Raw genomic sequence first — 26,291 nt, forward strand, 5'->3', positions numbered from 1 at the left:
ACATTGGTGAAGACTTCGGAAGGGGGACCTGTGAGGTCGCGCTGGATCGGATGGGAGGACGGCGGACTCCGCATCCCGATACTGGGGCTCACGGCCGCACTGCTGGCAGTGGCCGCCGTGCTGACCGTTCTGGGCTACCGCAACTGGGACCTGTCCGACCGCAACCACGACCTCATGGGCAGCCTCGCCGACTACCGCCGCAAGGAAGCCGACTGCACCGCGGCCATCACGGCAGGCACCGATTTCCTGGTGGCCGCCAACAACTTCGACTACCGCAAACCCGACGACTGGACCCCGCGCATGGCCGCCCTGTCCGCCGGACCCATCCACGATTACTTCGCCACGCCGAAGGTGGCGCAGGACAACAGCGAGCTGATCAAGGCCGGGAAGCTCCGCAAATCAGCGACCGTGGCCGACGCGGCCTGCGCGGCCCAGACCGACAAGGGCATTCGGGTCATCGCGCAGCTCACCGAGACCACCGAGAACTTCCAGACCACCGCACCCGTCAAGACCACCTCCGCGGTCTGGGTGGAACTCGGGCGACAGGACTCCGGCTGGAAGGCCATCGACTCCGGACGCGGCGACCAGGCCTTGACCGCAGACCTCACCGCCGCCCCAGCCTCGGGGCCCACCCCATCCGCCGCACCCGAAACACCCCGCTAGGAACCGCGCATGACCACCACCGAAGACACTCCGGCCACCCCGTCGGAAATCGACGAAATCGCCCCCAGCGCAGTCGATGACGAATCCCCCGCGCGCGCGACCGGGTCGGCATCCGACACCGATGCCTCGGGAGTCGCTGCCCGGCCCGCGCGACCACGGCCCGCCCGCAGGTCCGAGACCCGCCGGGGTGGTTTGCGGGGCTGGTACACCAGGGAGCTCGCGGTCACCCGCCCGAAGCTGCTCGCCGCGGCGGCGGCCGCCGCGGTGCTGCTCGCCGGAACCGGTTCGGCCTGCGGGTATTTCGCCTACACCCGCCACCACGCCGTCACCGAAGTTCGCGCTTCCCAATCTCGCGTCACCGACCGCGACGCCGCCACCAAGGCCGGAACCGACTTCCTCACCACCATGTTCACCGTCAACGACGGCAGCCTCGACCGCTGGGAACAGTCGGTCCTCGCCGCCACCACCGACTCCATGCACGACCAGCTCGCCCAGTGGAAAACGGTCCTGCAGAAGCTGGTAGCCGCTCACCTCGAAATGAGCAGCACCATCACCGACAGCGGGGTGGTCTCCCAAGCGCCCGACGCCGTCACCGTGCTGGCCGTCATCGAATCCACCGGTCGCACCGACCCCGGCAATCCCCAGCCCGGTACCAGTTCCAGTGCCGCCCTGATCGACCTGCGAAAGATCGACGGCCACTGGAAGGTTCAGAGCTATGGCCCCGCCGGAGGCACGCCGCCGGCCGCCACCCCCGCGCCCCCCGCCGTCCCCGCGACTGGAACGCCCAGCCCCGCGCCCGACCAAAGTCCGCGCTGAATGAAAGACCGAGATCGAATGACCGCCCTCGACAATGAAGCCCCGCACCCGGCGACCGCGCCCGCTGAAGCTGTCGTTTCCGAAGAACTCGTCACGTCCACGGAGGCTGTCGCGCCTGCCGATACGGAACAGCACGACCCGGCGGAGACTCCTGCGCTCGTGAATGCCGATGGACGGGCGCAGGTCGCCGGGCCGACAGGTAGCACTGGGGGTGAGCAATACCCTGCGCCACAGCGGAATTCGGTGCTCGCGGTGGCGGACGCCGGAGCGGGACCCGGGGTGTCTGCCGCATCGGTGAGTCCGGCAACGCGGGTGAGATCCGCAGCTGCCGATCGGGTGGTCGGGTCGGCGAAGATGCGGCGCCCCGGTGCTTCGCGGCGTGGCCGTGCGGGCACGGTGCGGTTCCCCGTGCTGATCGCGGGGGTGCTGGCCATCGTGATGCTGGTGGGTGGATTGGGTTTCGGCGCATGGCATTTCGCGTCCGAGGGGGACTCGCTGCGGCGGACGGCGGTGCGTTTCGACGCGCAAGCCGCGGACCGGGAGGGGGCACTGCGGGCAGGGGATGGTTTTCTGGCGGCGGCGTACACCGTGGACGCGGTGGGGGACAAGGGGATGGGGAAGTGGAACGACGCCATGACGGCGGCCACGACGGATACGTTGAAGGAGCAGGTGCGGCAGACCAAGGCGCTGCTGAGTTTGCTGTCCGAATCGGATGCCAACATGTCGGGGACGGTGTCGGATTCGGCGGTGATCAGCCAGAACGACAATCTGATCCGGGTGCTGGCGGTGGTGAAGCTGACGGGCAAGGCGAAGGGGCAGGCCGAGCCGACCACCGGGTCGGTGACCGAGTACGTGGATCTGATGAAGGTCGACGGGCGGTGGAAGGTGTTCGGGTACAAGGACATCGGGTCCAAGGCCGGTGCGGGGCAACCCGACGCGGGGCTGCCGGGGCTCACCTCGGGTCAGCCCGGTGGCAAATAGCAGGCATCGGGCAGGTGGGGTCGTGGCGACCTGTTTCCGCAGGTGTAGACCGGTCTTCTTCATTCGGCGGCAAGATTATTCGTCGCGGGGGCGGGTAGGCTCACAGTGGGATCGGGACTCGGCAGACGACGTGGAACAGAGGACACGACCGTGGCGAAATCCATGAATCCGGTGGCACTGCTGGCCGAACTGGAGCCGGTGGCGGAGGCGAATCTGAACCGCCACCTGTCGCTGGCCAAGGACTGGCATCCACACGACTACGTCCCCTGGGACGAGGGCCGCAGTTTCGCGGCGATGGGCGGAATCGACTGGGAGCCGGGGCAATCCAGGCTCGGTGAGGTCGCGCGCGCCGCGATGATCACCAACTTGCTCACCGAGGACAACCTGCCCTCCTACCACCGCCTCATCTCCGACTCATTCTCCCGCGACGGCGTGTGGGGCACCTGGGTCGACCGCTGGACCGCCGAGGAGAACCGGCACGGCATCGTGCTGCGCGACTACCTGGTCGTCACCCGCGGCGTCGACCCCGTCGCCCTCGAGCAGGCCCGGATGATCTGCGTCGGGCAGGGCGTCGACGACCCCACCGGCACCGGCGACCACTCCGTCCTACCGGGCGTCGCCTACGTGACCTTCCAGGAACTGGCCACCCGCGTCTCGCACCGCAATACCGGCCGCGCCTGCGAGGACCCGGTCGCCGACCGCATGCTCGCCCGCATCGCCGCCGACGAGAACCTGCACATGGTCTTCTACCGCAATATCTGCGGCGCTGCCCTGGACCTGGTCCCCGACGACGCGCTCGACGCCATCGCCGCGGTGATCCGCGACTTCCGCATGCCCGGCGCGGGCATGCCGGACTTCCGCCGCAACAGCGTCCTGCTCGCCAAACACGGCATCTACGACCTGCGTCAGCACCTCGACGAGGTGATCTGGCCGGTCCTGCGCAAATGGAACATCTTCGAGCGCACCGATTTCGACGCCCACGGCGAACAAACCCGCGACAGCCTCGCCACCTACCTCGACCAGCTGGCCAAGGACGTCATCCGCTTCGAAGAACAGCGCGACCGCTCCCTGGCCCGCGACGCCGCCCGCCGCGAACGCGCCCAGGGCTGACCCGGCCTCACCCGGCATGTCCTCGGACCGCGAGGTGAATGAGCACTGAGCAGCCGGAATGTGAACAGCCCGTGTGTTATCCACATTCCGGTTTCTCCCCCCTCCGCACCCGAGCCCCCGCCGTTAGTGTGTGGAACGGATGAAGGGGGAAGCATGACGGACATGCTGCGCGCCGATCTCACGGCGCTCCGGATCATGGCGGCGGGGGTCCGCGCCCAGGGGGAAGCCATCTCGGGCATCGACCCGGTGGATCTCATCGCGAAGGCCGGGCTGGCCATGCCCGATTCGGCCACGGGTACGGCCTGCGCCGGACTCGGCGCACCACTGCTGGCCGCCCTACGCCGGATGGCAGGCGGACTGAACGCCTTCGCCGACGCCGCCGACCACGGCGCAACCACCTACGAGGACACCACCTCCGCCCTGACCGCCCAGCTGAACAGGTACCTGCCCTCGGCCTCCTGAGCGCGGCGGAGTCGCAAGACTCGACCCCGACCGCAGTGAGGAGTCGGCGTGACGCGAGCGACGATGTCGCAGGTGAGCGCCTGGCATGCGGCAGCGGCGGCTACCGCCGGTGAAGCTGTCGCAGCGGCGGATTCGGAGTTCACCGCTGTGATGGGCCAGGTTGCCCAGCTGGTGAATTCGCTACTCGGCGAATGGCAGGGAGCTGCGGGCACTGCGGCCGAGGTTCGGGCGGTTGAGCAGCAACTGTGTGCGAACCACATTGGTGCCGCGCTGGTGGATATAGCTGATGCGTTCGCTGCGGCGGGGACGCTCGAGCGGGTGTGTGGGGAGGTGGAGGCGCTCGAAGGTGAGGCTCGGGCGCACGGGTGCCGGGTGGGGGATGACGGCGTAGTGACCGCGGCGCGGAGCGGAACCGGGGATCTGGCGTTGGATCTGATCTTTCAGGCGGGGCTGGATGCCGAGGCGAAGCGGATGCAGGCGCGGCTGATCGCGCTGCTGGACTGTGCGGGTGCGACCGACGCGGATGCCGGGGCGAGGTTGACCGCCGCCGGTGTGGCGTTGGCCGCACTCGAGGTGGAACCCGCTGTCGGACAGTTGGATTCGCGGGTCGCGGCGGTGCTCGGCGGTACCGCCCTGCTGCCTGATGAGCCGTCGGAGTTGTGCGCGCTGTGGCGGTCGTTGACCCCCGCTGATCAGGACGCGCTGTTCGCGTTCGATCCGCTGCTGGGCGCGCGGGACGGTCTACCCGCACTGGCGCGTGACCACTACAACCGGTTGTCGCTGGCACGTCTGACCGCAGCGGCCCGGGACCGGCAGCGGTGGCTGACCGACGAGCACCCGGACTGGTCGCGCGGGCAGCAGTTGCCGACGACCCCGCACGATTGGATTCGGCTGCACGACTGGGAAGCCGAACGCCAGCGGGCCCGCGACTTGCTGACCGGCTATGCAACGGTGGCCGCGGAAGTCGGCCCGGCCGAACCGAATCGGCTGCTGCTGGATCTCGACGGGAACGGGCATGCCGCCATCGCGCTGGGCAATCCGGATGCCGCGAGCAATGTCGCGACCTTCGTCCCGGGCACCGGTTCCGCTCTCGATGAGATCGACCAGGGGATGAACCGGGTGCGGAACCTGCTCGGTGCCGCGAATCGGGCCGATGCCTCGGCTCGCACCGCGGTCATCGCCTGGTACGGCTACGACGCGCCCCCGACCCTGTCCGATGCTCTTGGCGATCGTCGTGCGCGTCAGGGTGCGGTTCTGCTCGACGCCTTCGAGTCCGGTCTGCGCGCCACCCACCCGGGCCCGCCCGCGCGTGCCACCGTGATCGGGCACAGCTACGGCGGCACGCTCATCGGCTTCGCCGCCCGGGAACCGGGTCTGGCCGCGGATGCCGTGATCTTCGTCGGCACTCCCGGCGTAGACGCATCCGATGTGTCCGAATTGCGACTGGTGGGGATCACTCCGGACCGCAATACCTTTCATATATTCTCCACCGCCGACCTCGCGGACCCGGTGCCGGTCCTCGGTCGATACCTGCACGGCACGAATCCCGTGGATCGCGAATTCCTCGCAACGGTTTTCACTTCTTCCGGGGGTGCGGTGTGCCTGCCGGTGGTCTGCCGGATGCCGTTTGCCGTGTCCGCGCACGGAAAGTATTGGGAGCCGGGCAATCCGGGCCTTCAGGTGCAAGGACAGATCATCACCGGTGACTATCCCCGGTGAGCTCGGGACGGTCCGGAGCTACCGGTAACCGCAGGTTGCCGAGTTGTTGCGGACGTGTTCGTACCAGTAGTCTGTGCGGCCGACCAATCTAGTTTGAAACGGTCGGGTTCATGCTAGGGTTTCGGGCATTAAGGACTGGAAGTCGGAGACAAATGCGCACTGAGAACATCAATAGGAAGTTCAAACTGCATGACGAGCGCAGGATTGCCGCCCAACTTCCGGAGCAACTTCTTGGTTTGGATGTCCTCGGTTTCGGGAAACCCGATGAGTTTCCGGGCGAGTTGCTGAAGGCGTTCACGGAATTCACCACCGGCACCCTCACTCCGCACTCGCGCATCTACCGCAACGCCGCCCCGAATCTGGTCGACGCGTGGTTGCTCGACCTCCTGCGGCAGGCCCGCATCGGCGACCGCTTCTATCTCCGCACCGGTCTCGAATATTTCCCCTGGGCCGATTGCCGGGTGCTCGACCACCGCTGGCTGGAATCGCTGCGCCGCGTCTACGGCGCCAATCAGGGCTTCATCGCCAATGACAAGGCCTCCGCGGTGATGACCTCCGGCGCGCAGTACGAGGTGCTCGGCTTTCTCGCCGGAGCCGGATTGCCCACTGCCGCACCCACAGTCGCGGCCGTCCCCACCGCGCCGCCGGTCGTGGCGGACGAGCCCACCCGCCGCATCGTCCACACCCCGCCGCCGGTCGCGCCCGATCAGGTCACCACCGTGCTGAGCGACGATCTGCGGGCGCGCCGCCTGGCGGCCCTCGCCCCCGGCGAGCAGCCCGCGGCCGCACCGTCCGCGCGTCCCGTCTCGGCGCTGGTCGATGCCGTCGCCGCCACCCCGGACCTGTCGGCCGTTCCCGCTCAGGAGGCGGTCGCGCCAACTGTGGTCGAGGTCCCGGCCGCACCGTCCGAGCCCGCGGCGGCCACCTCGGCCGAGGCGATGCCCGCGACCCGCGCGGACGAAGCGCCCACCCAGTTGATCAGTCGCATCGTGGTTTCCGTCGACCAGGACTGATCCACCCGGCCCTTATCCCGCACAACCGCACCGAAACCCCGTGTCGCCCCACCGTCGAACCGGTGACACGGGCAGTTCGTAGTTCAGGTAATCCCGCCGGACGGGAAAACGTCAGTAGAGGATGCCTGGATGTCGACTATCAATGGGCTGCCCGCCCATGTCCTGCTCGTGCACGCGATCGTGGTGCTGGTCCCGTTGACCGCTGTGCTGGCGGTGCTGTGCGCGCTATGGCAGGCCGCGCGTAGCCGGTTGATCTGGCTGACGGTGGCACTGTCGGCGATCGTGGTGGCCCTGACCCCCGTCACCACGGACGCGGGGGAGTGGCTCGGCGACAAGCTCGGCTGGAGTCCGGCGCTGCGGCATCATCAGCAGCTCGGCGATCAGATGTTGTATTTCGTTGTGCCGCTGCTGATCTCGGCACTGCTGCTGGGCTGGCTGCACGTCTGGGAGCGGCGCGGGCGAGCGGTCGGGCGACTGCCTCGGGTGCTGCTCGCGGTCCTGGTCATCGCCGTCGCGGCCGCCGCCACCTGGCAGACCTACCGGGTCGGAGACTCCGGGGCGCACGCGGTGTGGACCGGGGTGGGGAGCTAGCGAATGCGACTGTCGTGACCCGGCGACCGGTCTGCGGGGCGGTCACCGGGTCACGACAGTGCGGGCACGGTCAGATCTTGCGGATGACCGTGACGACCTTGCCGAGCACCTGGGCGTCGTTACCCGGGATCGGCTCGAACAGGGGGTTGTGCGGCATCAGCCACACCTGGGAACCGGTGCGCTTGAACGTCTTCACGGTGGCCTCGCCGTCGATCATGGCGGCCACGATGTCACCGTTCTCGGCCACGTTCTGCTGACGGACCACCACCCAGTCGCCGTCGCAGATGGCCGCGTCGATCATGGACTGGCCCACCACCTTCAACAGGAACAGCGCGCCCTCGCCGACCAGTTCGCGCGGCAGCGGGAAGACATCCTCCACCGCCTGCTCGGCCAGGATCGGGCCACCGGCGGCGATCCGGCCCAGCACCGGCACGTAGGTCGGGATCGGGTGCTCGTCGGAGCCCTCGGTCTCGGCGCTCACCGCACGCAGTCGCGGGCTGCCGGCGGTGGCGCGCAGGGCGGTCTCGTCGAGACCCCGGACGTCCACGGCGCGTGGACGATTCGGGTCGCGGCGCAGATAGCCCTTGCGTTCCAACGCGCGTAGCTGATGGGCAACCGAGGAGGTCGAGGTGAGGCCGACGGCGTCACCGATCTCCCGAATGCTGGGTGGATAGCCCCGATCCGACACCGAGGTGCGGATCACCTCGAGGACCCTGCGCTGGCGCGCGGTGAGTTCGGCACCGGTGCCGGAGGTCTCGGAGGGGGTGCTGCCGTTTGCCAGACCGACCGGTCCGCCTTCGTTCGCTGTACCGCCACCGTCCACGCCGCCGTGTTCGCTCACCGCCGCCGTCCTCCGTTCACTGCTGTCGCTCACCGGAATTCGCTCCCGAACCTACGCGGTGGCGTAGCCGGGGAACTCGTGTCTCGACTGTAGTCCGTGTGACCCGCGTGATCAAACATCTGTTCGACGCATGTCGTGGAAATCAGTGACATTGTCGGTGTGCCGTGGTAAAAATTCGAACATCAGTTCTTCGAACACATGATCGAGTCAGTCGTCCAGCACCACCCGGTCCGCCCAACTTGGAGGTTTGTTCGATGCGTACCACGACCACCGATTTCGACACGCTGACCAGCCGCGAATTCGGCGCTGCCGCAACTGATCTCGGTTTCGACAGCATTCCCCGCGCCCTGCGCGCCGAGGGGCGCGCGAGCGCCCTCGCCGGGGGTGCGACCCGCGGTGCCGCGGTGGTCCGCCGCTCCGTACCCGACCGCCGCCCCTGCCGCGCGCGGGTGCAGCCCGTATCCCGGGAGCGCGCCCGCCGCGACCATGTCATCGTCCGACACGCGCCCGGACGCGCCCGCGGCGCGCACCCGCTGCAGCGCATGCAGCGCGCCCAGGCCGGTCTCGCCGCACTGGCGGTCACCGCGCTGATGAGCGCGCTCGCCGTCACCGGTTTGATCGCCCTGGCCCAATTGCGTTCCGGCGACTTCGATTCGCCGACCCCGCCGTCCTCGTCGGTGCAGCATGTCCCGCAGCTGGCACCGGCCGGTGTTCCGATCCGCTAGGCCGCTCGCGGCAAGGTCGATGGCTGTCACGACGCTGCGGCGGTAGCTCTTGCGGCGCTGGCTCGGTTGCCATCAGGTAGCCGGATTGCGCAATAGGGATCCACGGCCACCGGTGTGGCCGCAAATGCAGATTGAAAACTGAAACCTGTTGTTACTGTGCCGCTGAATGTGACAGAGGCAACAGCCGGGCGAAAACGACCGGCGCGCAACGCAACAGGGGGCGCAATGGCGCACGGCAGTGGTGGAACCGCACACGCACGACAGCGAGCGCCGAGGTTACGCGGCCTGGCCGCGGCGGCCGGACTGCTCGGCTATCTGCTCGTCGCGACGCCGGTGCTCCCCGCCGCGCACGCCGAATCCGCCTATGCCGCATACCTCGACCTGCCGTCGGTCAACGGCGACGGCTCCGGCGGCGGTGGGCTCAACCCGGACCTGCCCCTGGATCCGGACGTCCTGCGCACGGCCCTGGACGCGGCGCGCGCCGACGGCGTCGAGCCACGCCACTACGCCACCCTGCTGCACCAGTACTGGCTGACGCTGTCCACCCGCAACGCCGATATCGACCTCTCGGCCTGGGATCCGGCCCGGGGTGTCGCGGCCAACAGCCGCACCTTCACCCAGGTGTACGTGAACTACCTGCGGCTCAACAACGCTCACCCGGACTTCTACTGGACCGGTCTGGCCGGCCTGGCCGGTGGCTCGTTCGCCTCGGGCTTCTTCGATATGAGCGACGTCAGCTCCATCGTCAGCGTGCCGGGCATCCATCAGGTCGGGGACACCGTCGCCGATCTGCTGCGCGGCACCCCACCGGACCTGCTCGCGGTGCTGCCGTCGGACATCCGGCTGCTGGGCACCGAGGGCGAACGCCTCACCGCCGACGACCTGGCCTGGTACCAGACCCGGCTGATGATCATGCAGAAGCACATCTTCATCGACCAGGTGCCCATGCACGAGGCGTACGCCGCCGCGGGCCTGGCCGGGGTCGAGGAGATGTACCGGGCCGGGGTGCTCGACGACAACGCCATCACCGCCTGGCGGGAGATCGCCGCCGCCACGCCCGGCGACCTGAACGACGCCGCCCTGCGGATGACCGACCGCGAGCAGAACCAGATCATCGCCGACCAGTGGGACGCCACCGCGCAGGGCCGGGGCGTGATGGGCCGGGTGCTGACCTATGTGAGCACCATCGCGGGCAAGGCGGCCGTGCCCGGCGTGCTCGCACCCGGGGTGTTCGCGCCCACCACCCTCACCGCGGGCGCCATGTCGCTGCGCGCCCCGCTGCCCGACTTCGACTGGGCCGACCGCGACACCCGCTGGAACTACATCACCCACGACCTGCTGCCGCGCTATCTGGAACTGTGCGCGAACCCGGCCGTCGCCAGACCCGTTCTCGCGGAACCGTTCTCGGACATGCTGGCGTCCGGACGGCTGCTGCGCCGACTGCCGGATCTGCTCGCCGACATGACCTCGCAATGGCAGCTGACCACCTGATTGCGGCCCGGTGAACCGGGCGGACGCCGTCGGGCGAGTACGTCCGGGTATCCTCGAGGTTGCTGTGGAGCCCAGAGCATCGACGAAGGATCCCGGATGCATTGCCCGTACTGTCGTCATCCCGATTCGAGGGTGGTCGACTCGCGTGAAGCCGAGGAAGGCACCGCCATCAGAAGGCGGCGTGCCTGCCCGGAGTGTGGCCGACGGTTCACCACGGTCGAGAACGCGATCCTGTCGGTGGTCAAACGCAGCGGCGTCACCGAGCCGTTCAGTCGCGAGAAGGTGATCCGTGGCGTCAGCCGCGCCTGTCAGGGCCGCGAGGTCGACTCGGACGCGCTGATGCTGCTCGCCCAGCAGGTCGAGGATGCGGTGCGCGCCAAGGGTTCCCCCGAGGTGCCCAGTCACGAGGTGGGGCTGGCCATTCTGGGTCCGCTGCGCGATCTCGACGAGGTGGCGTACCTGCGTTTCGCCTCGGTGTACCGATCCTTCAGCTCGGCAGAGGATTTCGAACGCGAGATCGCCGACCTGCGTCAGCACCGCGCCGACCACGCCGTGGGCGCCATCGTCGCCGAATAGATCGACCCGCACTCCGCGCCGGTGCTCAGCGCTGCGGCTGCTGCTGCGGTGGCCGCCGGGCGGTGTCGATGGCCTTCTCGATGCGTTTGGCCGAGATCGGATACGGCGTGCCGAGCTGCTGCGCGAACAGGCTGACCCGCAATTCCTCGATCATCCACCAGATTTCGACGACCTCCCGGCTGCCGCGACGGCCCTCGGGCAGGTTGGCGACCAGCCGGTCGTAGGCCGCGTGCACGCGGTCGAGTTCGGCCATGCCCGCGCGGTCCCGGTTCGCTGCGGCCGGTAGCGCCTCCAGGCGTACGTGGGCGGCTTCGAGATAGCGTGGCACCTCCCGCAATCGGGTGCTGCCCCACTCGGAGATGAAGCCGGGGAACACAAGATCGCGAAGCTGGTGCGCGACATCGTCGGCGGCGTCGGCGTCCCGGGATTCGGCCAGCGCGGCGCGGACCCGATGCGCCTCCGCGAGCACCGGCACCACCGAGCGCACGATATTCGCGACGGCCGTGGTGAATTGCGGGCGCACCCGCTCCACCAGCGCCTTGAACTTCGCCGGATCACGGACCGGTCCGCCGTTGGCGGCGATCAGTTCGTCGGCGGCACAGGCGCGGCAGTCCTCGACGAGCGCGTCGAGGGAGCCGTACGGATTCTGGCTCAGCGCAAGCCGATCGGTGGGCGGCAGGCCCGCGGTGACCGCACGGGTATTGGTGGTGATCGCGCCCAGCAGCAGGGCGCGGGTGCCCGCGCGCATGGCGGCGGCCTGTTCGGTGGGGGAGCTGAGCACGCGCACGGCCACCCCGCCGGATTCGGCGACCAGCGCCGGATATCCGGTGATGGTCTGCCCGCTGACCTGACGTTTCACCGAATTCGGCAGGGTGCCCAGCGATTCCGAGGTCCAGACGGCGGCGGGCGCGCGTTCGGCGGCGTTGTTGGCGCGCGCCACCGACTTCGAGACCTGCTCGGCCAAACGGGATTTCAGGTCGGCGAGGCTCTTGCTGCGGGCCACGATCGCGCCCGCGGGGTCGGTGGCGGCGAAGGTCATGCGCAGGTGCTCGGGCAGGCCCGCCGGGTCCAGGTGGGCGGCGGCGATGGTGACCGAACCCAGCTGCGACAGTTCGCGAGCCAGTGCGGTGCGCAGTGGTTCGGCGCGCGGGGTGAGCCGCTCCAGTGCGGCCCGCGCGAAGTCCGGGGCCGGAACCACGGTGCGGCGCAACTGTTTCGGCAGCGTCTTGATGTAGGCGGCGGCCAGTTCCTCGCGCATGCCGGGCACCAGCCAGTCGAAGCCGACCGACCGGACGTGCGCCAGCTGCGCGATCGGGATGTGTGCGGTCACACCGTCGTCGGCCTGGCCGGGCTCGAACTGGTAGGTGAGCGGGAAGGTCAGTTCGCCCTGCCGCCAGCTGTCCGGGTAGGAGGTCGGATCCAGCAGTGCCGCATCGTCGTTCACCACGGTGGAGGCGCTGAAGTCCAGCAGCGCCGGATCCTGGCGCTGGGTCTTGCGCCACCAGCTGTCGAAGTGCCGCACCGACACGATGTCGGCGGGTAGGCGCTGATCGTAGAAGTCGAACAGCACCTGATCGTCGACGAGGATGTCGCGTCGCCGCGCCCGATGCTCCAGATCGGCGACGTCGTCGAGCAATTCGCGATTGCGTGCGAAGAACTCGTGCTTGGTCTGCCATTCGCCCTGCACCAGCGCGTGCCGGATGAACAGTTCCCGCGACAGCTCCGGATCGATGCGCCCGAAGTCCACCCGCCGCTGCGTCACCAGCGGCAACCCGTACAGCGTCACCCGCTCGTACGCGGCCGCCGCCCCGCGCTTGGCCGACCAGTGCGGCTCTGAGTAGGTGCGCTTCACCAGATCCCCGGCCAGCCGCTCGGCCCACTCCGGTTCGATCCGCGCCGCGGTCCGCCCCCACAGCCGCGACGTCTCCACCAACTCGGCCGCCATCACCCACCGCGGCGGCTTCTTGGCCAGCGACGACCCCGGGAAGATCATGAACTTCGCATTGCGCGCCCCGAGGAACTCCCGAGTCTCCGCCTCCCGCACCCCGATATGCGACAGCATCCCCGACAGCAACGCCTGATGAACACCCATCACATCCCAGGGCAGCGAATCGTCGTCCCCGACCTTGGCAGCCAACGCCTCCGCCATCGCGCCACGCCCGGAGCCGTTGCCACGTCCGGATTCGGCACCGCGCTGGGATGTTTCGCCCCCACGCCCGGTCTGCCCGCCAGACGACGAACCGCCACGGCCGGACCGATCGCTGCGCGTGGAATCGACATCGCGTTGCGATACCTCGCCTCCACGTCCCGCTCCACCGCGCTGCCGATCCGCCTGTCCCGTACCGGAGCTGCTGCCGCGCCCCGAATTCGAAGCGTCGCTCGGATCTCCGCCGCGACCGGTTTCCCCGGTGGAATCGCCACGGCGGGAACCCCTTCCGCGGCGAGTGCTGCCACCGTCGCGGGCGGCTGCACCGGCATCGGTCGCGGTGCGGTCGAATTGGGCGTCGGTGCCCTCGGCAGTCCAGCCGAGGCCGCGGGTGATGGTGCGGAGTTGGCCGTGCAGGTCCTGCCATTCGCGGATGCGCAGGTAGTGCAGGAACTCGTCGCGGCACATGCGGCGGAACTGGTTGGAGGACAGGGCGGTTCGCTGCTCGCGCAGGTAGTCCCACAGGCGCAGGTAGGACAGGAAGTCCGAGCCCTCGATGGTGAAGCGGGCGTGCTTGGTGTCGGCGGCCTGCTGATGGTCGACGGGGCGTTCGCGCACGTCCTGGATGGAGAGGGCGGCGACGATGATCAGGACCTCGGCCAGGCAGCCGCCGCGATTGGCTTCCGCGAGCATGCGGGCCATCCGCGGGTCGACCGGGATCTGCGCCATCTCGCGGCCGATCGCGGTGAGCACCAGGCCGGAATCCGGAGTGTCGGCGGCCTTTTCGGCCTCGCCCCGGCCGAGTGCGCCGAGTTCCTCGAGTAGTGCGATGCCGTCGCGGATGGCGCGATTGTCGGGGGCCTCGACGAACGGGAAGCCTTCGATGTCACCGAGCCCGAGCGCCGTCATCTGCAGGATGACGGCGGCCAGGTTGGTGCGCAGGATCTCCGGTTCGGTGAACTGCGGCCGGGATTCGAAGTCGTCCTCGGAGTAGAGGCGGATCGCGATGCCGTCCGCGACACGGCCGCAGCGGCCCGACCGCTGGCGGGCCGAGGCCTGCGAGATGGATTCGATCGGCAGCCGCTGCACCTTGGTGCGCAGCGAGTAGCGCGAGATGCGCGCGGTGCCGGGGTCGATGACGTAGCGGATGCCGGGCACGGTCAGCGAGGTCTCGGCGACGTTGGTGGCCAGCACCACGCGTCGGCCGGTGTGCGCCTCGAACACCTTGTGCTGCTCGGCCGCCGAGAGCCGCGCGTACAGCGGCAGGATCTCGGTGCGCGGCAACCGCATGTCGCGCAGTGAGTCGGCGGTGTCGCGGATCTCGCGTTCACCGGACAGGAAGACCAGGATGTCGCCGTCGCCCTCGGCGAGCAGTTCGCGCACCGCGTCGCCGATGGCGTCGGTGGGGTCGCGGTCGACGATCTCGGTGTCGTCATCGTCGGGATCATCGGAGGTGACCGGAAGTTCCAGCGACAGTGGGCGATAGCGGACCTCGACCGGGAACGACCGGCCCGACACCTCGACGATCGGTGCGGGAGCGCCCTTCTCGTCGCTGAAGTGCCGGGCGAACAGTTCGGGGTCGATGGTCGCCGAGGTGATGATGATCTTGAGGTCCGGTCGCCGCGGCAGCAGCTGCTTCAGATACCCGAGCAGGAAGTCGATATTGAGGCTGCGCTCGTGCGCCTCGTCGATGATGATCGTGTCGTAGCGGCGCAGCAGTCGATCGCGCTGGATCTCGGCGAGCAGGATGCCGTCGGTCATCAGCTTGACCAGGGTGCGATCGGAGGCCTGATCGGTGAATCGCACCGTGTAGCCGACGACGTCACCCAGTTCGGTCCCGAGTTCCTCGGCGATGCGCTCGGCCACCGTGCGCGCGGCCAGTCGCCGCGGCTGGGTGTGCCCGATGGTGCCGCGGATGCCGCGGCCGAGCTCCAGGCAGATCTTGGGGATCTGGGTGGTCTTGCCGGAGCCGGTCTCGCCGGCCACGATCACCACCTGGTTCTCGGCGATGGCCTTGGCGATGTCCTCGCGGCGCGCGGAGACCGGCAGCTGCTCTGGGAAGGTGATGACCGGCAGCGCGGCGCGGCGGGTCTCGACCCGGCGCTGCGCGGCGTCGATGTCGGATTCGATGTCGGTGAGATCGGTGCCGCGGGCCTTGTCGAGTCGGCGACGTAGGCGATATTCGTCGCGGATCGAAAGCTCGGCCAGGCGGGAACGAAGCTCGCGAGAGGTGGCGGCGGTCCTGGTCATTGCACCGTCAACGATAGCGAAGCGCTGATCGGGGCCGGTCGGCGCGGTGTCCGGCGACCGCCCACCAGAATTGCCGGAAGTGTGCTCGTCTCGGCGTATCGTCCGCATTGCCGGGTTCCGGCGTGCGACCATCGGGCGATGGACGAGGTTGCGGTACATCCGCTCTGGGGTCGATTGCTGTTGCTCGCGGTGGCGGTGCTGGATATCGCGGCGACGGTGTGGACGGTGACCCACCTGGCCCCGCCCGGCTCGGTCGCCAACTTCTTCAGCTACTTCACCATTCAGTCCAACCTCATCGTGATCCTGGTGCTGCTCGGGATCGCGCTGCGAGATCCGCAGGGGCGGCGCTGGCAGCTCATCCGCTGCGCGGCCACCCTCTACATCCTGATCACCGGCGTGGTCTACGCGCTGCTGCTGCAGGGTCTCAATGTCGGCATCCCGTATCCGTGGACCAACGACACCCTGCACCGGGTGACGCCGCTGGTGATGGTCGCGGACTGGTTGCTGGTTCCGGTGGCGCTGGGCGTCACCGTCCGATTGGTGGCGGCGCTGCTGGTCTATCCCGTCGCCTACGGCATCTACTCGCTGATCCGTGGCCCGGTGGTGGACTGGTACCCCTATCCGTTCCTCGACCCGCGCACCCAGGGGTACGGCTCGCTGGCAGTCGGATTGGTGTTCCTGGTCGCGGCGTTCGTGGTGCTGGCGATCGCGGTGGTGTTCCTGGGCGACCTGTCGCGCCGGGCGCTCGTGCGGCGGGTCGAGCCGTCGGAGCCGGAGTCACCGTAGCGACATGGTCATGAACACGCTGTGCGGGTCGGCCTCGTAATCGGCGAACGGCCCGCAGTGCTCGAACCCGTAGCGCTCGTAGAGCCGCACGGCGGGCAGGTAGAACTCCGACGACCCGGTCTCGAGGCTCAGCCGCGCGTAGCCTCGAGACCGCGACTCATCGAGGATGTGCCGCAACAGCTTCGAGGCCACCCCGCGCCCGCGCCAGTTCGCCGTGGTCCGCATGGACTTGATCTCCCCGTGCAGCGGATCGAGTTCCTTGATGGCTACGCACCCGGCCAGCTCCGTGCCCTCCCAGGCCGACCAGAAGGTGATCTCCGGTTTGCGCAGGGCCGCGACATCCAGCGCGTGCATGCTGTCGGCGGGTGATTGATCCGCCATCTCCGCCACGTGGGTTTCGAGCAGTCCGATCACCTCGGACCCGGTCAGATCGTCGATCATGATGCGCATAAGACCAGGCTATCGAGGTGACGGGGGCTCAGCGCTCGTGGGTTTCCTCCAGCACGGTCCGCCCGACGAGGGCATAGCGGGCGGGCTTGCGGCGCTTGAGATATTCGGCGTAGCCGTAGCCGCCGACCGCGATCGCGGCGACCAGCCAGGGCGTCGCCTTCAGCACCAGCGAACCGGATTCGTCCCCTGCGGCGGTCCCCATGTTCAGGACCAGCAGCAGCACCACGCCGATCATGGCGAGCCCGCCGATCAGCGGGGCCAGGAAGGTCCGGAACCAGTGCCGGGTCTCGGGGTGATTGCGCCGGAAGTACGCCAGCACCGCGAACGAGCAGGTGGCCTGGACCACCAGGATGGCCATGGTGCCGAGGATGGCGAGCAGCGTGTAGGTGCCGGTGTACGGATCCTTGCCCGCGATACCGAAACCCGCGACCAGCGCGATGGCGACGACGGACTGCACCAGTCCCGCGATGTGCGGTGAGCCGTGCCGGGCGTGGGTGCGCCCGACGGTGCGCTTCAGCAACGGGAACACGCCTTCACGGCCCAGTGCGTACAGGTAGCGCGCCGCGCAGTTGTGAAAAGCCATGCCGCAGGCCAGCGATCCGGTCATCATCAGCCACTGCATGGCGCTGACGGCCCAGTGCCCGACGTAGGTCTGGGTCGGGTGGAAGAACACGTCCATCGGGTCGGCGGACCCGGCCAGCGTCGCGGATTCCTCGATCCCGTTGCCGGACATGGCCATCCACGACACCAGCACGTAGAAGATGCCGACGCCGATGACCGCGATCATGGTCGCCTTGGGGATGATCCGCTTGGGGTCGCGCGATTCCTCGCCGTACATGGCGGTCGACTCGAAGCCCACCCACGACCAGAACGCGAAGAACAGTCCGAGGCCCGCCGACGGTCCCGCGAAGGCGTTGATCGGATTGAGCGGTGCGAACGAGAACCCGTGCGGCCCACCGCCGTGCAGTGCCACCGCGACGCCCATGACGGCGAGCACCAGGCATTCGGTGCCCAGCAACACCACCAGGAACTTCTCCGCCACCGCGACCCCGAACCAGGTGCCCATGGCATTGATCGACAGCATGACGATCGCGAACACCCACCACGGCACGTGCACCCCGAACTGTGCCGCAACGGTATTGGTGCCGAAGCTGGAGAAGATCCCGACCAGCGACCCCTCGAACACCATGTAGGCGAAGGTCGCCAGCAGCCCGGACGCCAGCCCGGCCGAGCGGCCGAGTCCGAATGAGATGAATCCGTAGAACGCGCCGGTCGCGGTGATGTGCTTGGACATGGTCGTGAACCCGACCGAGAACACCGCCAGCACCGCCATCGCGATCAGGAACGCCGCGGGCGTCCCCTTCCCGGTCCCCGCCGAGATCATGAACGGCACATTGCCGGTCATGGCCGTGATGGGTGCCGCGGTCGCGATGGCCATGAACACCACGCCGACCAGTCCGATGGCATTGGCTTTGAGGCGATGCACGCCGTCGGAGGAAGCCGGAGCATCGCCGTCCGGCGGGGCAGCGGTGGAGCGTTCGATCTGCTGCGTCATGGATCCATCTCTCTACTAACCGATTCGGGTCACGGTGTGGCCGTTCCGATGGCGCGGAACGCTATCGACGGCCGGTAACGGAGACCGGCGTGCGACGGTGACCGTCGGCGAGAATCGCGCGAGAGCTTTGTCTCGAGGCGGGACAACACACCGTTACCGGCGTTTACCGGAGCGAAATACGCATCCGCGACGCTGTGTCGAACAATTCAGCGACGCGGTGCCGGGCAGTCCAGCGATGCGGTGGCAACCACCGCGGCGGCGCGGTCCGGTCGACAGGAAGGTGTGTGCGGATGAGATCGGCCGTGCCGAGCCTGCCCCCGATGCCGAGCCCGCCGCCGGTCGCGGACCGGTCGCCGTTGCGCGGTCTGACCCGGCGGGAGTTGCCGTTCGTGCCCGTCTTCGCCCAGTCGGTGGCGGCGATAGCGCCGTCCGGGACAGCCGTCGTGACACCGGCTTTCGTGATCGGCGCGGTCGGTGGCGGGGCCAGCGTGCTGGCCTTCGTGCTCGCGGCCGTGCTGGCCTGGGGTGTGGGACTGGTGATCCGGCCGATGGCGCAGCGGCTGGCGGTGACCGGCGGGCTCTATACGTATGTGGCGAAGGGGCTCGGCCCAGCGGTGGCGGTCCCGGTCGGCTGGTCGGCGATCGTCGGATACGCGAGTGTGAGCGTGGCCGGATTGCTCGCGGTCGGCACCTATTTGGATCAGGTCGCGGTGACGGTCGGGCTCAGCGGCTTCGGCGGGACAGTCACCATCGTCGGCCTGCTGCTGGTCGCGGCGCTGGCCGCACTGCTGCTGATGGTGCGCGGCATTCGGCTCTCGGCGTCAGCGACGCTGCTGGTGGAATGCGTGTCGGTGGTGACGGTGCTGGCGTTGATGGGCTACCTGCTGACCCGCGACGGGCGCGGGGCCACCGCGGCGCACGCCTTCGAATGGCACGGCGGCACCGGCAATCTCGCCATGAGCGCGGTGGTGGCGGTCAGCGCCTTCGTCGGGTTCGAGAGCGCGACCACGCTGTCGGCGGAGGCGTATCGGCCGTTTCGCTCGGTGCCCCGGACGGTGGTGTGGACGCCGGTGGCGGCCGCGGTGATCTACCTGATCGCGGTGTCCGCGCAGGCGGTGGCGCTGGCGGCGGCCCCGGCGGGCGTGGCCGGGAGTTCGACGCCGGTGACCGATCTGCTGCTGCAGGACAATTCGCGATTCCTCGGAGTGGTGCTGGATCTCGGGGTGGCCGCCTCGTTCTTCGCCTGCACCGTCGCTTCGATCAACGCGCTGGTGCGGGTGCTGTTCACCATGGGCCGCGAGGGCATCGCGCCGCGTGCGGTCGGCCGCGCGCATCCCCGATTCCGCACGCCCGCAACGGCTCTGGTGATCGCGGTGGCCGGGGTGGCGCTGTGCGCGGTCGGGTATCTGCTCTCCGACGCCGAACCGCAGGACGGGATCCGGGGTTTCCTGACGCTCAGCGCGCTGGGGTATCTCGGGTCGTATCTGCCCGCGTGCCTGGCGAGTCCGGCGCTGCTGCGCCGCATCGGTGAATCCAGTCGGGGCATCTCGATACTCGGCACGGTGACGGCGGTGCTGCTGGGTGCGCTCATGCTGGCGGCCGCGAGCTCGACCCGCAGCGACAACCTGATCGTGGTGATCGCCTATGCCGTCATCATGGCCGCGGCGGGGATGTTCACGATCGGATTGCGGGCGTTCGCACCGGATCGGTTGCGCGGCATCGGGATCTACGACGAACCACAGCGCACCGACCTGCTGCGACACGTGGCGTTCCGGTAGGCACGTGATGAAGGATTCCGCTCGCCCCAGCACGGTCACCAATTCCATCGCGATCCTGGAGGCCGTCGCGGACTGCGGTGTCGGGGTCACCGCGCGGGAGATCGCCGAACGGCTCGGCCTGGCCCCGGCCACCACCTATCGACTGCTGAATTCGCTGGTGGCCGACGAGTATCTGGTGCGCACCGCGGATCTGCGCGGGTTCGCGCTGGGTGCGCGCCTGCGCGGGCTGGCCGCCGCGATCAGCGTCCCGGTGGTGCCCGCCGCGGCGGCCGCCGTGCTCGACGAGTTCCGGGCCTCGACCCGATTCGCGGTGCATCTCATGCATTTCCGGCCCGCCGCCGTCCAGGTGATCAGCGAGGATCCCGACCATCCGATTCCCGCCGAGCGCGAACTCACCCGCCATCTGCACGCCTCCGCGGCGGGCAAACTGCTGCTGTCCTCGCGGACCGAATGGCGAGTGCTGGTGGCCGATCCGGCCCGGGTCACCGCCCGCACCAAGACCGACCACGCCGCGCTCGCCGCCGATCTACAAGGCGTCCGTGACAGTGGATTCGCCACGGCCACAGACGAACTGGTGTCCGGAGTGGCCTGTCTTGCGCTGCCGGTCTACAACACCCTGGGCAGCCTGGAGGGCGCGCTGTGCCTCACCGGCCCCAGCCCGCGACTGCCCGCGCTACAGATCCACCGGGCCCCGGCGCAGTCCTGTGCCGCCCGCCTGGCCCCGCTGCTGTACTGATCGGGCCGAGATCATGGAGCCCCCACCGTGTTGCATCACCCCGAGGTACACGGTGAGAGCTCCCTGATCTCGGCCCGATCAGCCGTCGAGGCGGGCGAGGTGGGATTCGAGAGTGGTGAGCCGGGTTTCGGCGGCGCGCACCTCGTGCACCAGCGCCTTGATGGTTTCCGTCATCTGCTCGAGCGAGTAGCGCAGCAGGTTCAGATTGGTGCGTAGCGCCGCGATCTGATCTGTGGGTAGGGCGGGTCGATCCGCGTCCACCGGGTTCCCTTCGTCGGTGTCGGTACGGGGCCAACCGTTTCAGGCTGTCGAGACCTGTGAATCGGCCAGGGAATCGGTCATCAGGGGCGGGGATTCGGCAGTGCAAGGGCGAGCGGTGGTTGCCGCGGGGATGTCAGCATGGAGGCAGGACACCGGCGCCGGGGCGAGAGGTGGTGGGGTGTGGTGGTATTCGTGCAGGCATCCGAGGGTTTGCGATGGGTCGCGGTGATCGCGTTCTGTGTGGCGGCCGTGATCGTGGTGCGGCGGCTGGGGGCGGTGGGGGATCGGGAATCGGATGCGGCGCATCTGCTGATGTGCCTGGTCATGTTGGCCATGCTGGTGTTCCCGGCGGCGGCGGATCCGCGCGCGGTGCGCGGCGTGCTGACCGCGATGACGGTGGTGTACGCGCTGGTGCTGGGTGGCCGGATTCTCCAGTGGCGCAGTGATATTCGACAGTCGGGTGCCGGCGGTAACGTGATGGCCTTCGCCTACCACGTGGCAGCGGCCGCGGCCATGCTGTATGCGATGGGCGGGCATCGGATGGCGGGCATGGCGATGCCCGGCGGTCCCGCGGCGGGACCGGCGCTGACGCTGGCGGTCCTGTTCGCGGTGGACGCGCTGGTGATGACGGTGCCGTGGTCGCGGCACGCGGTGCGACACGTGCTGCCGCACCCGGTGGGCGCGATGGCGGTGCTGCCGCACGTGGTGATGGATCTCGGGACGGCCTACATGCTGGTGATCGCGGTAGCCGGGTGAACGCTCCGGCCCGCGTAGTGGTGAGATGGACGGGTATAGGCGGTTTGTCCGGAGGCTGCCGTATCGGGTGATGAGAGGTGCGCGGGATGGGTTCGCTGTGGCATGGCTTCGCCGATATGGGCGCGGTGGAACGTGATGGCGCGTTCGTGGTGGCGCGCGGTGAGGGCGCCAACATCTGGGACGAGGGTGGCACGCGGTACCTCGACGCCACCGGCGGTCTGTGGTTCGCCAATGTCGGGCACGGTCGCCGCGAGATCGGCGAGGCGGTGGCCGCGCAGCTGACCCAGGTCGCGCACTACTCCAACTTCGGTGATCTGGCCTCGCCGGTCACCCGCGATCTGGCCGAGCGCCTGGCCGGGCTGGCCCCGGTGCCCGGCAGCAAGATCTTCTTCACCTCCGGCGGCTCCGACGGCATCGACACCGCCGCCAAGCTGGCCCGCCGCTACTGGCAGGAGGTCGGCCGCCCCGAGAAGACCATCCTCGTCGGACGGCAGAAGGCCTACCACGGCATGCACATCGGCGGCACCTCGCTGGCCGGCATCCCCGTCAACGGCGAGGGCTACACCGGTGTCTTCATGCCCGACACCCACACCATCGAGTGGGATCAGGCCAAGGCGCTGACCGCGCTCATCGAGGAGGTCGGCGCGGACCGCATCGCCGCCTTCTTCGCCGAACCCATCATCGGCGCGGGCGGGGTGTACCTGCCGCCGGAGGGCTACCTGACCGAGGTCCGCCAGATCTGCCGCGACAACGACATCCTGTTCGTGGCCGACGAGGTCGTCACCGGTTTCGGTCGCATCGGCGGATCCTGGTTCGCCTCTTCGCGTTTCGGCCTCGAACCGGATCTGATGACCACCGCCAAGGGCCTCACCTCCGGCTACGTCCCGATGGGTGCGGTCTTCATCGCGCCGCGGGTGGCCGAGCCGTTCTTCTCCGGCGGCGTGTGGTGGCGGCACGGCTACACCTACGGCGGTCACGCCGGTGCGGCCGCGGCGGCCATGGCCAACCTCGACATCTTCGAGCGCGAGAACCTCCTGGACGCCAGCAAGAACCTGGAATCCCTGCTGCACGAGCACTTCGCCCCGCTGGCCGACCACCCCCGCGTCTCCGAGGTCCGCAGTGGCCTGGGCGCGGTCGCCGCCGTTCAGCTCGCCGATCCGGCCGAGGCGCTGCCGTTCGTGAAAACCCTGCGCGCACACGGAGTTTCGACCCGCGCCGCCGGTCAGGGCGCGTTGCAGATCTCCCCGTCGTTCGTCATCACCGAGGAGCAGGTCGCCGATATGGCGTCCCGCTTCGCCGCCGCCCTGGGCTGATCCGCCGCAGCGGCCTCGCATACAGCGCGCAGCGGTGCCCGCCATCCGGTTGTCCGGGTGGCGGGCACCGTCGCTTCCATGCCGCTGGAATCGGTCGTAGGCTGCGGAAATGGCCGAATTCGAGAGCTATCGGGCGAATCTCGAGGTGAGCGACCTCGCACCGACCGTTGATTTCCTGCGCGATGTGCTGGGGTTCACGGTCGAGATGCTCGAACCGGAGATGGGATTGGCGCTGGTACGCCGGGACGCCGTCGGACTGGGCATCGTGCGCACCCCCAATCCGGCCGTCAACGAGACGACCGCCGGATACCTCGGCGTCGACGACGTCGACGCGCTGCATGCGGACTGCGTGCGGCAGGGTGCGGAGATCGCGGTCGAATTGACCGAACATCCCTGGGGGCTAAGGGATTTCGTGGTCCGCATCCCGGGTGGGCACCGACTCGCCTGCGGTCAGCGCCTCACCTAGGACCGGAGTTCGCCGGGGACCGTCAGATCACCACGGGGTGGTCGGCGGCGACCCGGCCGCCGACGCGGGCCCACCCGTCGGAATCCCATTCGGTGAAGATCTGCGAGCCCTGGCCCTGGGTGATGTTGAGGCCGCGGGTGAGCAGGGCGGTCAGCGCGATGGCGGCCGCGCCGGTGGCCTCGTCCTCGGGAACTCCCAAGGCGGGGGCGAACATTCGCGCGCGCACTGCGCCGCGGACCTCGTTGGTCCAGGCCCACACGTAGTGCTTGCCGTCCGGGAAGTCGGCGGCGTCGAGGGTGGCGATCTCGGCCGGATCGGCGAACTCGTGGAATTCGAAGGTGGGCGCCCATTCCGCGCGGGCGCGGGCCCAGGTCAGGCCGTCGGTGAGGGTGACCTCGACGGGACCGGCGGGCACGTCGATGATCTTCACCGGCCGCTCCTGGTCGTTGAGCCACCACGCGGTGCCGACGGTGGGGTGCCCGGCGAAGGGCAGTTCCCGGGTGGGCGTGTAGATGCGCATGCGGACGCGGCCTTCGGCGGGGTCCTCCACCACCACGGTCTCGCTGTACCCGGCGCGGGCGGCCAGGGCCTGATGGTCGATATCGCGCACGGCCGCGGCGCGGGCTATGCCGAGGGGGTTGCCGAAACGCCCGGCCGCATCGGTGAACACGCGGACGACTTCGATCTGGGCAGCATCGCTTTCCGGAACGGTCATGGCACCGGAGCTTACCTACAGTTACCGATTCGCGGGAGGGGCACAGGTGGCGAGCATGTCCGCGAGCGCGCGTTTCTCGGTGGGCTGCACGGTCAATCCCCAGTGGCCCTTCACGCTCACCCAGCGGCGCGCGTAGTCGCACTGATAGCTCTGCCGCGGCTTCCACTGGTCCGGGGTCCTCGAGCCCTTGTCCTGATTGGCCTGCTTCTGCACGGCCAGCAGATTGCCGACATCGTTGGCGAAGCGTTCGCGGCGGTCGGCGTCCCAGTCCGAGGCGCCCGAGCGCCAGGCGTCGCCGAGCGCCACCACGTGGTCGATCTCGATCTCGGAGGCGTGGTAGCGGTCGTAGGGCAGTTGCGCGCCGGTGTACGGATCGTGCAGGGTCCCGGCCAGTACTGTGCACGAATTGCTTTTCGCCAGTTGGGTTTCGGTGAGATCGCGCTTCATCACCGCATCGCGGGCGGTGCAGCCGTCGGTGAGTTCGGGTTCGCCGCCGCGTCCGGTCCAGCCGGGTCCGAAGGCATTGCGCTGATAGGACTCCCACTCGCGGTTCCACGCGATGGTGAGCCGGTCGAGTCCGGAGCGCGCGTGCTCGATGTCGAGCAGCGGGGTACCCGCGGTGTCCCCGGCCGGTGGCGGGCCCGCGCGCGGGGTCTCGCGGTGGTCGAGCCACAGCGCCGCCGTGCCCGCGGCGACTACCGCGAGAATGACGGTGGTGGCGAGGAATGCGCGCCTGCGGCGTCGGCCCGGCATCTGTTTGTTGAGGATGAGCCGGGATCGCGGTGGCATGCGGGGGAGTCTAAGTCGGCATTCCGGGCGAGCCGGACATTGCTCACGTTCGGTAATCAGATTGCAGCAAATGACTGGCGAACAACGAGAAGGGCCGCGCACCCGAGGATGCGCGGCCCCTGCTCGGAGCGTGGACGCTCAGACTCCGGCCGCGGCCAGGGTCTCGGTCGAGATCACGGCCTGGCCGACGCCGGCCACGATCGCGGCCGCGCGCAGCGCCTCGAAGATCACCTCGCGCGACACGTCCGCCTCGCGCAGCGTGTGCTCGTGTGCCTCCAGGCAGTGCTGGCAACCGTTGATCGAGGAGACCGCGAACGACCACAGCTCGAAATCGGCCTTGTCCACACCGGGATTGCCGATGATCTGCATGCGCAGGCCCGCGCGCAGATCGTCGTAGCGACCCTCGAGGAACGCCTTGCCGCGGTAGAACACATTGTTCATACCCATGATCGAGGCGGCCCCCAGCGCGGCGTCGTACGCCTCGGCCGACAGCACGTCGGCGGCCTCCTCGGCGATCTCACGCAGCGTGGTCGCGGACTTGGTGGCCGCGGCCGACGCCAGCAGGGTGCCCCAGAGCTGCTGCTCGTTGAGCACGGTGGTGCGCGAGATCGAGGACAGGTTGAGCTTCAGGTCCTTCGCGTACTCGGGGAGCGAGTTCTTCAGGTTCTCGATGGTCACTGCGAAATTCCTTACACCGAAGCGGTCATGAGCTCGCCGGCCTTGATGGTCGGGTCGCCCTTCTTCCAGTTGCACGCGCACAGTTCGTCGGACTGCAGGGCGTCGAGCACGCGCAGCACCTCGTCGACATTTCGGCCGACGGAACCCGCGGTGACGGAGACGAACTGGATCTCGTTGTTCGGGTCGACGATGAAGGTGGCGCGGTCGGCGACGCCGTCGGCATTGAGAACGCCGGTGGCGCTGGCGAGTTCGCGCTTGAGGTCGCTCAGCATCGGGAACGGCAGCGTCTTGAGCTCGTCGTGCTGGGCACGCCACTGGAAGTGCACGAACTCGTTGTCGACCGAGGCGCCGAGCACCTGGGCGTCACGGTCGGCGAACTCCTCGTTCAGCTTGCCGAACGCGGCGATCTCGGTGGGGCACACGAAGGTGAAGTCCTTGGGCCAGAAGAACACGATGCGCCACTTGCCCGCGTAGTCGTCGCTCGAGATCTGGGTGAAGTAGTCGTCGGGCTGCTGAGCGTTCACCTTCGAGAGGTCACCGCCGATGACTGCCGTCAGGTTGTAGGCGGGGAACTGGTCGCCGATGGTCAGCAGGGCCATGCTTGCTCCTCTTGTAGTCAGGTCG

At 68.8% G+C, this 26,291-nt stretch carries 26 protein-coding genes; 17 read left to right on the top strand and 9 right to left on the bottom strand.

The window, feature by feature from the left end; all coding sequences use genetic code 11:
• The first annotated feature begins 30 nt into the window (after nucleotides 1-30).
• The 8 genes from OG300_RS04280 (at nucleotide 31) to OG300_RS04315 (ending at nucleotide 7,355) form a co-directional block, all read left to right on the top strand.
• On the top strand, nucleotides 31-663 hold the full coding sequence (locus OG300_RS04280; RefSeq protein WP_405492348.1) for a hypothetical protein: 633 nt from the start codon (nucleotides 31-33) through the stop codon (nucleotides 661-663).
• 9 nt (nucleotides 664-672) lie between these two features.
• Nucleotides 673-1,479: a hypothetical protein gene (locus OG300_RS04285; RefSeq protein ID WP_405492350.1), complete on the top strand. Its 807-nt coding sequence runs from the start codon at nucleotides 673-675 to the stop codon at nucleotides 1,477-1,479.
• 312 nt (nucleotides 1,480-1,791) lie between these two features.
• Nucleotides 1,792-2,460, top strand: a complete 669-nt coding sequence (locus tag OG300_RS04290) for a hypothetical protein (RefSeq protein ID WP_405492352.1) — start codon at nucleotides 1,792-1,794, stop codon at nucleotides 2,458-2,460.
• A gap of 162 nt (nucleotides 2,461-2,622) precedes the next feature.
• Nucleotides 2,623-3,570 (top strand): acyl-ACP desaturase, encoded by a 948-nt coding sequence (locus OG300_RS04295; RefSeq protein ID WP_405498465.1) that lies wholly within the window; start codon nucleotides 2,623-2,625, stop codon nucleotides 3,568-3,570.
• A 153-nt stretch (nucleotides 3,571-3,723) separates the two neighbouring features.
• Entirely contained in the window at nucleotides 3,724-4,032 is a 309-nt protein-coding gene (locus tag OG300_RS04300) for a hypothetical protein (RefSeq protein WP_405492354.1), read from the top strand.
• Between the two features lie 48 nt (nucleotides 4,033-4,080).
• Nucleotides 4,081-5,751 (top strand): alpha/beta hydrolase, encoded by a 1,671-nt coding sequence (locus OG300_RS04305; protein ID WP_405492356.1) that lies wholly within the window; start codon nucleotides 4,081-4,083, stop codon nucleotides 5,749-5,751.
• Between the two features lie 236 nt (nucleotides 5,752-5,987).
• On the top strand, nucleotides 5,988-6,764 hold the full coding sequence (locus OG300_RS04310) for a hypothetical protein (RefSeq protein ID WP_405492358.1): 777 nt from the start codon (nucleotides 5,988-5,990) through the stop codon (nucleotides 6,762-6,764).
• A 129-nt stretch (nucleotides 6,765-6,893) separates the two neighbouring features.
• Nucleotides 6,894-7,355, top strand: coding sequence for a DUF2231 domain-containing protein (locus tag OG300_RS04315; RefSeq protein ID WP_405492360.1), 462 nt, complete (start codon nucleotides 6,894-6,896; stop codon nucleotides 7,353-7,355).
• A gap of 70 nt (nucleotides 7,356-7,425) precedes the next feature.
• Here OG300_RS04315 and lexA read toward each other — a convergent pair whose 3' ends face one another.
• Nucleotides 7,426-8,136 carry a transcriptional repressor LexA gene (gene lexA, locus OG300_RS04320; RefSeq protein ID WP_405498466.1) on the bottom strand — a complete coding sequence of 237 codons (711 nt, stop codon included), beginning with the start codon at nucleotides 8,134-8,136 and terminating at the stop codon, nucleotides 7,426-7,428.
• A 314-nt stretch (nucleotides 8,137-8,450) separates the two neighbouring features.
• Here lexA and OG300_RS04325 point away from each other — a divergent pair, with 314 nt between their 5' ends.
• The 3 genes from OG300_RS04325 (at nucleotide 8,451) to nrdR (ending at nucleotide 10,988) form a co-directional block, all read left to right on the top strand.
• Complete coding sequence (locus OG300_RS04325) at nucleotides 8,451-8,921, top strand: hypothetical protein (RefSeq protein WP_405492362.1); 471 nt, start codon at nucleotides 8,451-8,453, stop codon at nucleotides 8,919-8,921.
• Nucleotides 8,922-9,146: 225 nt separating this feature from the next.
• Nucleotides 9,147-10,412 (top strand): hypothetical protein, encoded by a 1,266-nt coding sequence (locus tag OG300_RS04330; protein WP_405492364.1) that lies wholly within the window; start codon nucleotides 9,147-9,149, stop codon nucleotides 10,410-10,412.
• Nucleotides 10,413-10,508: 96 nt separating this feature from the next.
• Entirely contained in the window at nucleotides 10,509-10,988 is a 480-nt protein-coding gene (gene nrdR / locus OG300_RS04335) for a transcriptional regulator NrdR (protein ID WP_405492366.1), read from the top strand.
• Between the two features lie 25 nt (nucleotides 10,989-11,013).
• Here nrdR and hrpA read toward each other — a convergent pair whose 3' ends face one another.
• Nucleotides 11,014-15,384 (bottom strand): ATP-dependent RNA helicase HrpA, encoded by a 4,371-nt coding sequence (gene hrpA / locus OG300_RS04340; protein WP_405492368.1) that lies wholly within the window; start codon nucleotides 15,382-15,384, stop codon nucleotides 11,014-11,016.
• Nucleotides 15,385-15,522: 138 nt separating this feature from the next.
• On the opposite strand from hrpA, the gene OG300_RS04345 reads away from it, so the two are divergent.
• Complete coding sequence (locus tag OG300_RS04345) at nucleotides 15,523-16,170, top strand: Pr6Pr family membrane protein (protein WP_405492370.1); 648 nt, start codon at nucleotides 15,523-15,525, stop codon at nucleotides 16,168-16,170.
• Here OG300_RS04345 and OG300_RS04350 read toward each other — a convergent pair.
• Both OG300_RS04350 and OG300_RS04355 read right to left on the bottom strand, forming a co-directional pair.
• Nucleotides 16,162-16,620: a GNAT family N-acetyltransferase gene (locus tag OG300_RS04350; RefSeq protein ID WP_405492372.1), complete on the bottom strand. Its 459-nt coding sequence runs from the start codon at nucleotides 16,618-16,620 to the stop codon at nucleotides 16,162-16,164. The genes OG300_RS04345 and OG300_RS04350 overlap by 9 nt on opposite strands.
• A gap of 28 nt (nucleotides 16,621-16,648) precedes the next feature.
• Nucleotides 16,649-18,175 carry an APC family permease gene (locus OG300_RS04355; RefSeq protein WP_405492374.1) on the bottom strand — a complete coding sequence of 509 codons (1,527 nt, stop codon included), beginning with the start codon at nucleotides 18,173-18,175 and terminating at the stop codon, nucleotides 16,649-16,651.
• A gap of 290 nt (nucleotides 18,176-18,465) precedes the next feature.
• Here OG300_RS04355 and OG300_RS04360 point away from each other — a divergent pair, with 290 nt between their 5' ends.
• Nucleotides 18,466-19,953, top strand: coding sequence for an APC family permease (locus tag OG300_RS04360; RefSeq protein ID WP_405492376.1), 1,488 nt, complete (start codon nucleotides 18,466-18,468; stop codon nucleotides 19,951-19,953).
• Nucleotides 19,954-19,960: 7 nt separating this feature from the next.
• Nucleotides 19,961-20,689, top strand: coding sequence for an IclR family transcriptional regulator (locus OG300_RS04365; RefSeq protein WP_405498467.1), 729 nt, complete (start codon nucleotides 19,961-19,963; stop codon nucleotides 20,687-20,689).
• 78 nt (nucleotides 20,690-20,767) lie between these two features.
• On the opposite strand, the gene OG300_RS04370 is transcribed toward OG300_RS04365, so the two are convergent.
• A complete protein-coding gene (locus tag OG300_RS04370; protein ID WP_405492378.1) occupies nucleotides 20,768-20,950 on the bottom strand; it encodes a hypothetical protein in 183 nt (60 codons plus the stop codon).
• A gap of 180 nt (nucleotides 20,951-21,130) precedes the next feature.
• Here OG300_RS04370 and OG300_RS04375 point away from each other — a divergent pair, with 180 nt between their 5' ends.
• From OG300_RS04375 to OG300_RS04385, 3 genes are all read left to right on the top strand, one after another.
• Nucleotides 21,131-21,706 carry a DUF5134 domain-containing protein gene (locus OG300_RS04375; RefSeq protein ID WP_405492380.1) on the top strand — a complete coding sequence of 192 codons (576 nt, stop codon included), beginning with the start codon at nucleotides 21,131-21,133 and terminating at the stop codon, nucleotides 21,704-21,706.
• A gap of 86 nt (nucleotides 21,707-21,792) precedes the next feature.
• Nucleotides 21,793-23,019, top strand: a complete 1,227-nt coding sequence (locus tag OG300_RS04380; protein WP_405492381.1) for an aspartate aminotransferase family protein — start codon at nucleotides 21,793-21,795, stop codon at nucleotides 23,017-23,019.
• A 109-nt stretch (nucleotides 23,020-23,128) separates the two neighbouring features.
• Nucleotides 23,129-23,485 carry a VOC family protein gene (locus OG300_RS04385; protein WP_405492382.1) on the top strand — a complete coding sequence of 119 codons (357 nt, stop codon included), beginning with the start codon at nucleotides 23,129-23,131 and terminating at the stop codon, nucleotides 23,483-23,485.
• A gap of 22 nt (nucleotides 23,486-23,507) precedes the next feature.
• On the opposite strand, the gene OG300_RS04390 is transcribed toward OG300_RS04385, so the two are convergent.
• From OG300_RS04390 to OG300_RS04405, 4 genes are all read right to left on the bottom strand, one after another.
• Nucleotides 23,508-24,200: a PhzF family phenazine biosynthesis protein gene (locus tag OG300_RS04390; protein ID WP_405492384.1), complete on the bottom strand. Its 693-nt coding sequence runs from the start codon at nucleotides 24,198-24,200 to the stop codon at nucleotides 23,508-23,510.
• 21 nt (nucleotides 24,201-24,221) lie between these two features.
• Complete coding sequence (locus tag OG300_RS04395) at nucleotides 24,222-24,989, bottom strand: HNH endonuclease family protein (RefSeq protein ID WP_405492386.1); 768 nt, start codon at nucleotides 24,987-24,989, stop codon at nucleotides 24,222-24,224.
• Between the two features lie 138 nt (nucleotides 24,990-25,127).
• Nucleotides 25,128-25,667, bottom strand: a complete 540-nt coding sequence (locus OG300_RS04400) for a carboxymuconolactone decarboxylase family protein (RefSeq protein ID WP_405492388.1) — start codon at nucleotides 25,665-25,667, stop codon at nucleotides 25,128-25,130.
• Between the two features lie 11 nt (nucleotides 25,668-25,678).
• Nucleotides 25,679-26,266, bottom strand: coding sequence for a peroxiredoxin (locus OG300_RS04405; protein WP_405492390.1), 588 nt, complete (start codon nucleotides 26,264-26,266; stop codon nucleotides 25,679-25,681).
• Nucleotides 26,267-26,291: the final 25 nt, after the last annotated feature.

This window comes from Nocardia sp. NBC_00511 (assembly GCF_045161165.1).
Classification (GTDB): Bacteria; Actinomycetota; Actinomycetes; order Mycobacteriales; family Mycobacteriaceae; genus Nocardia.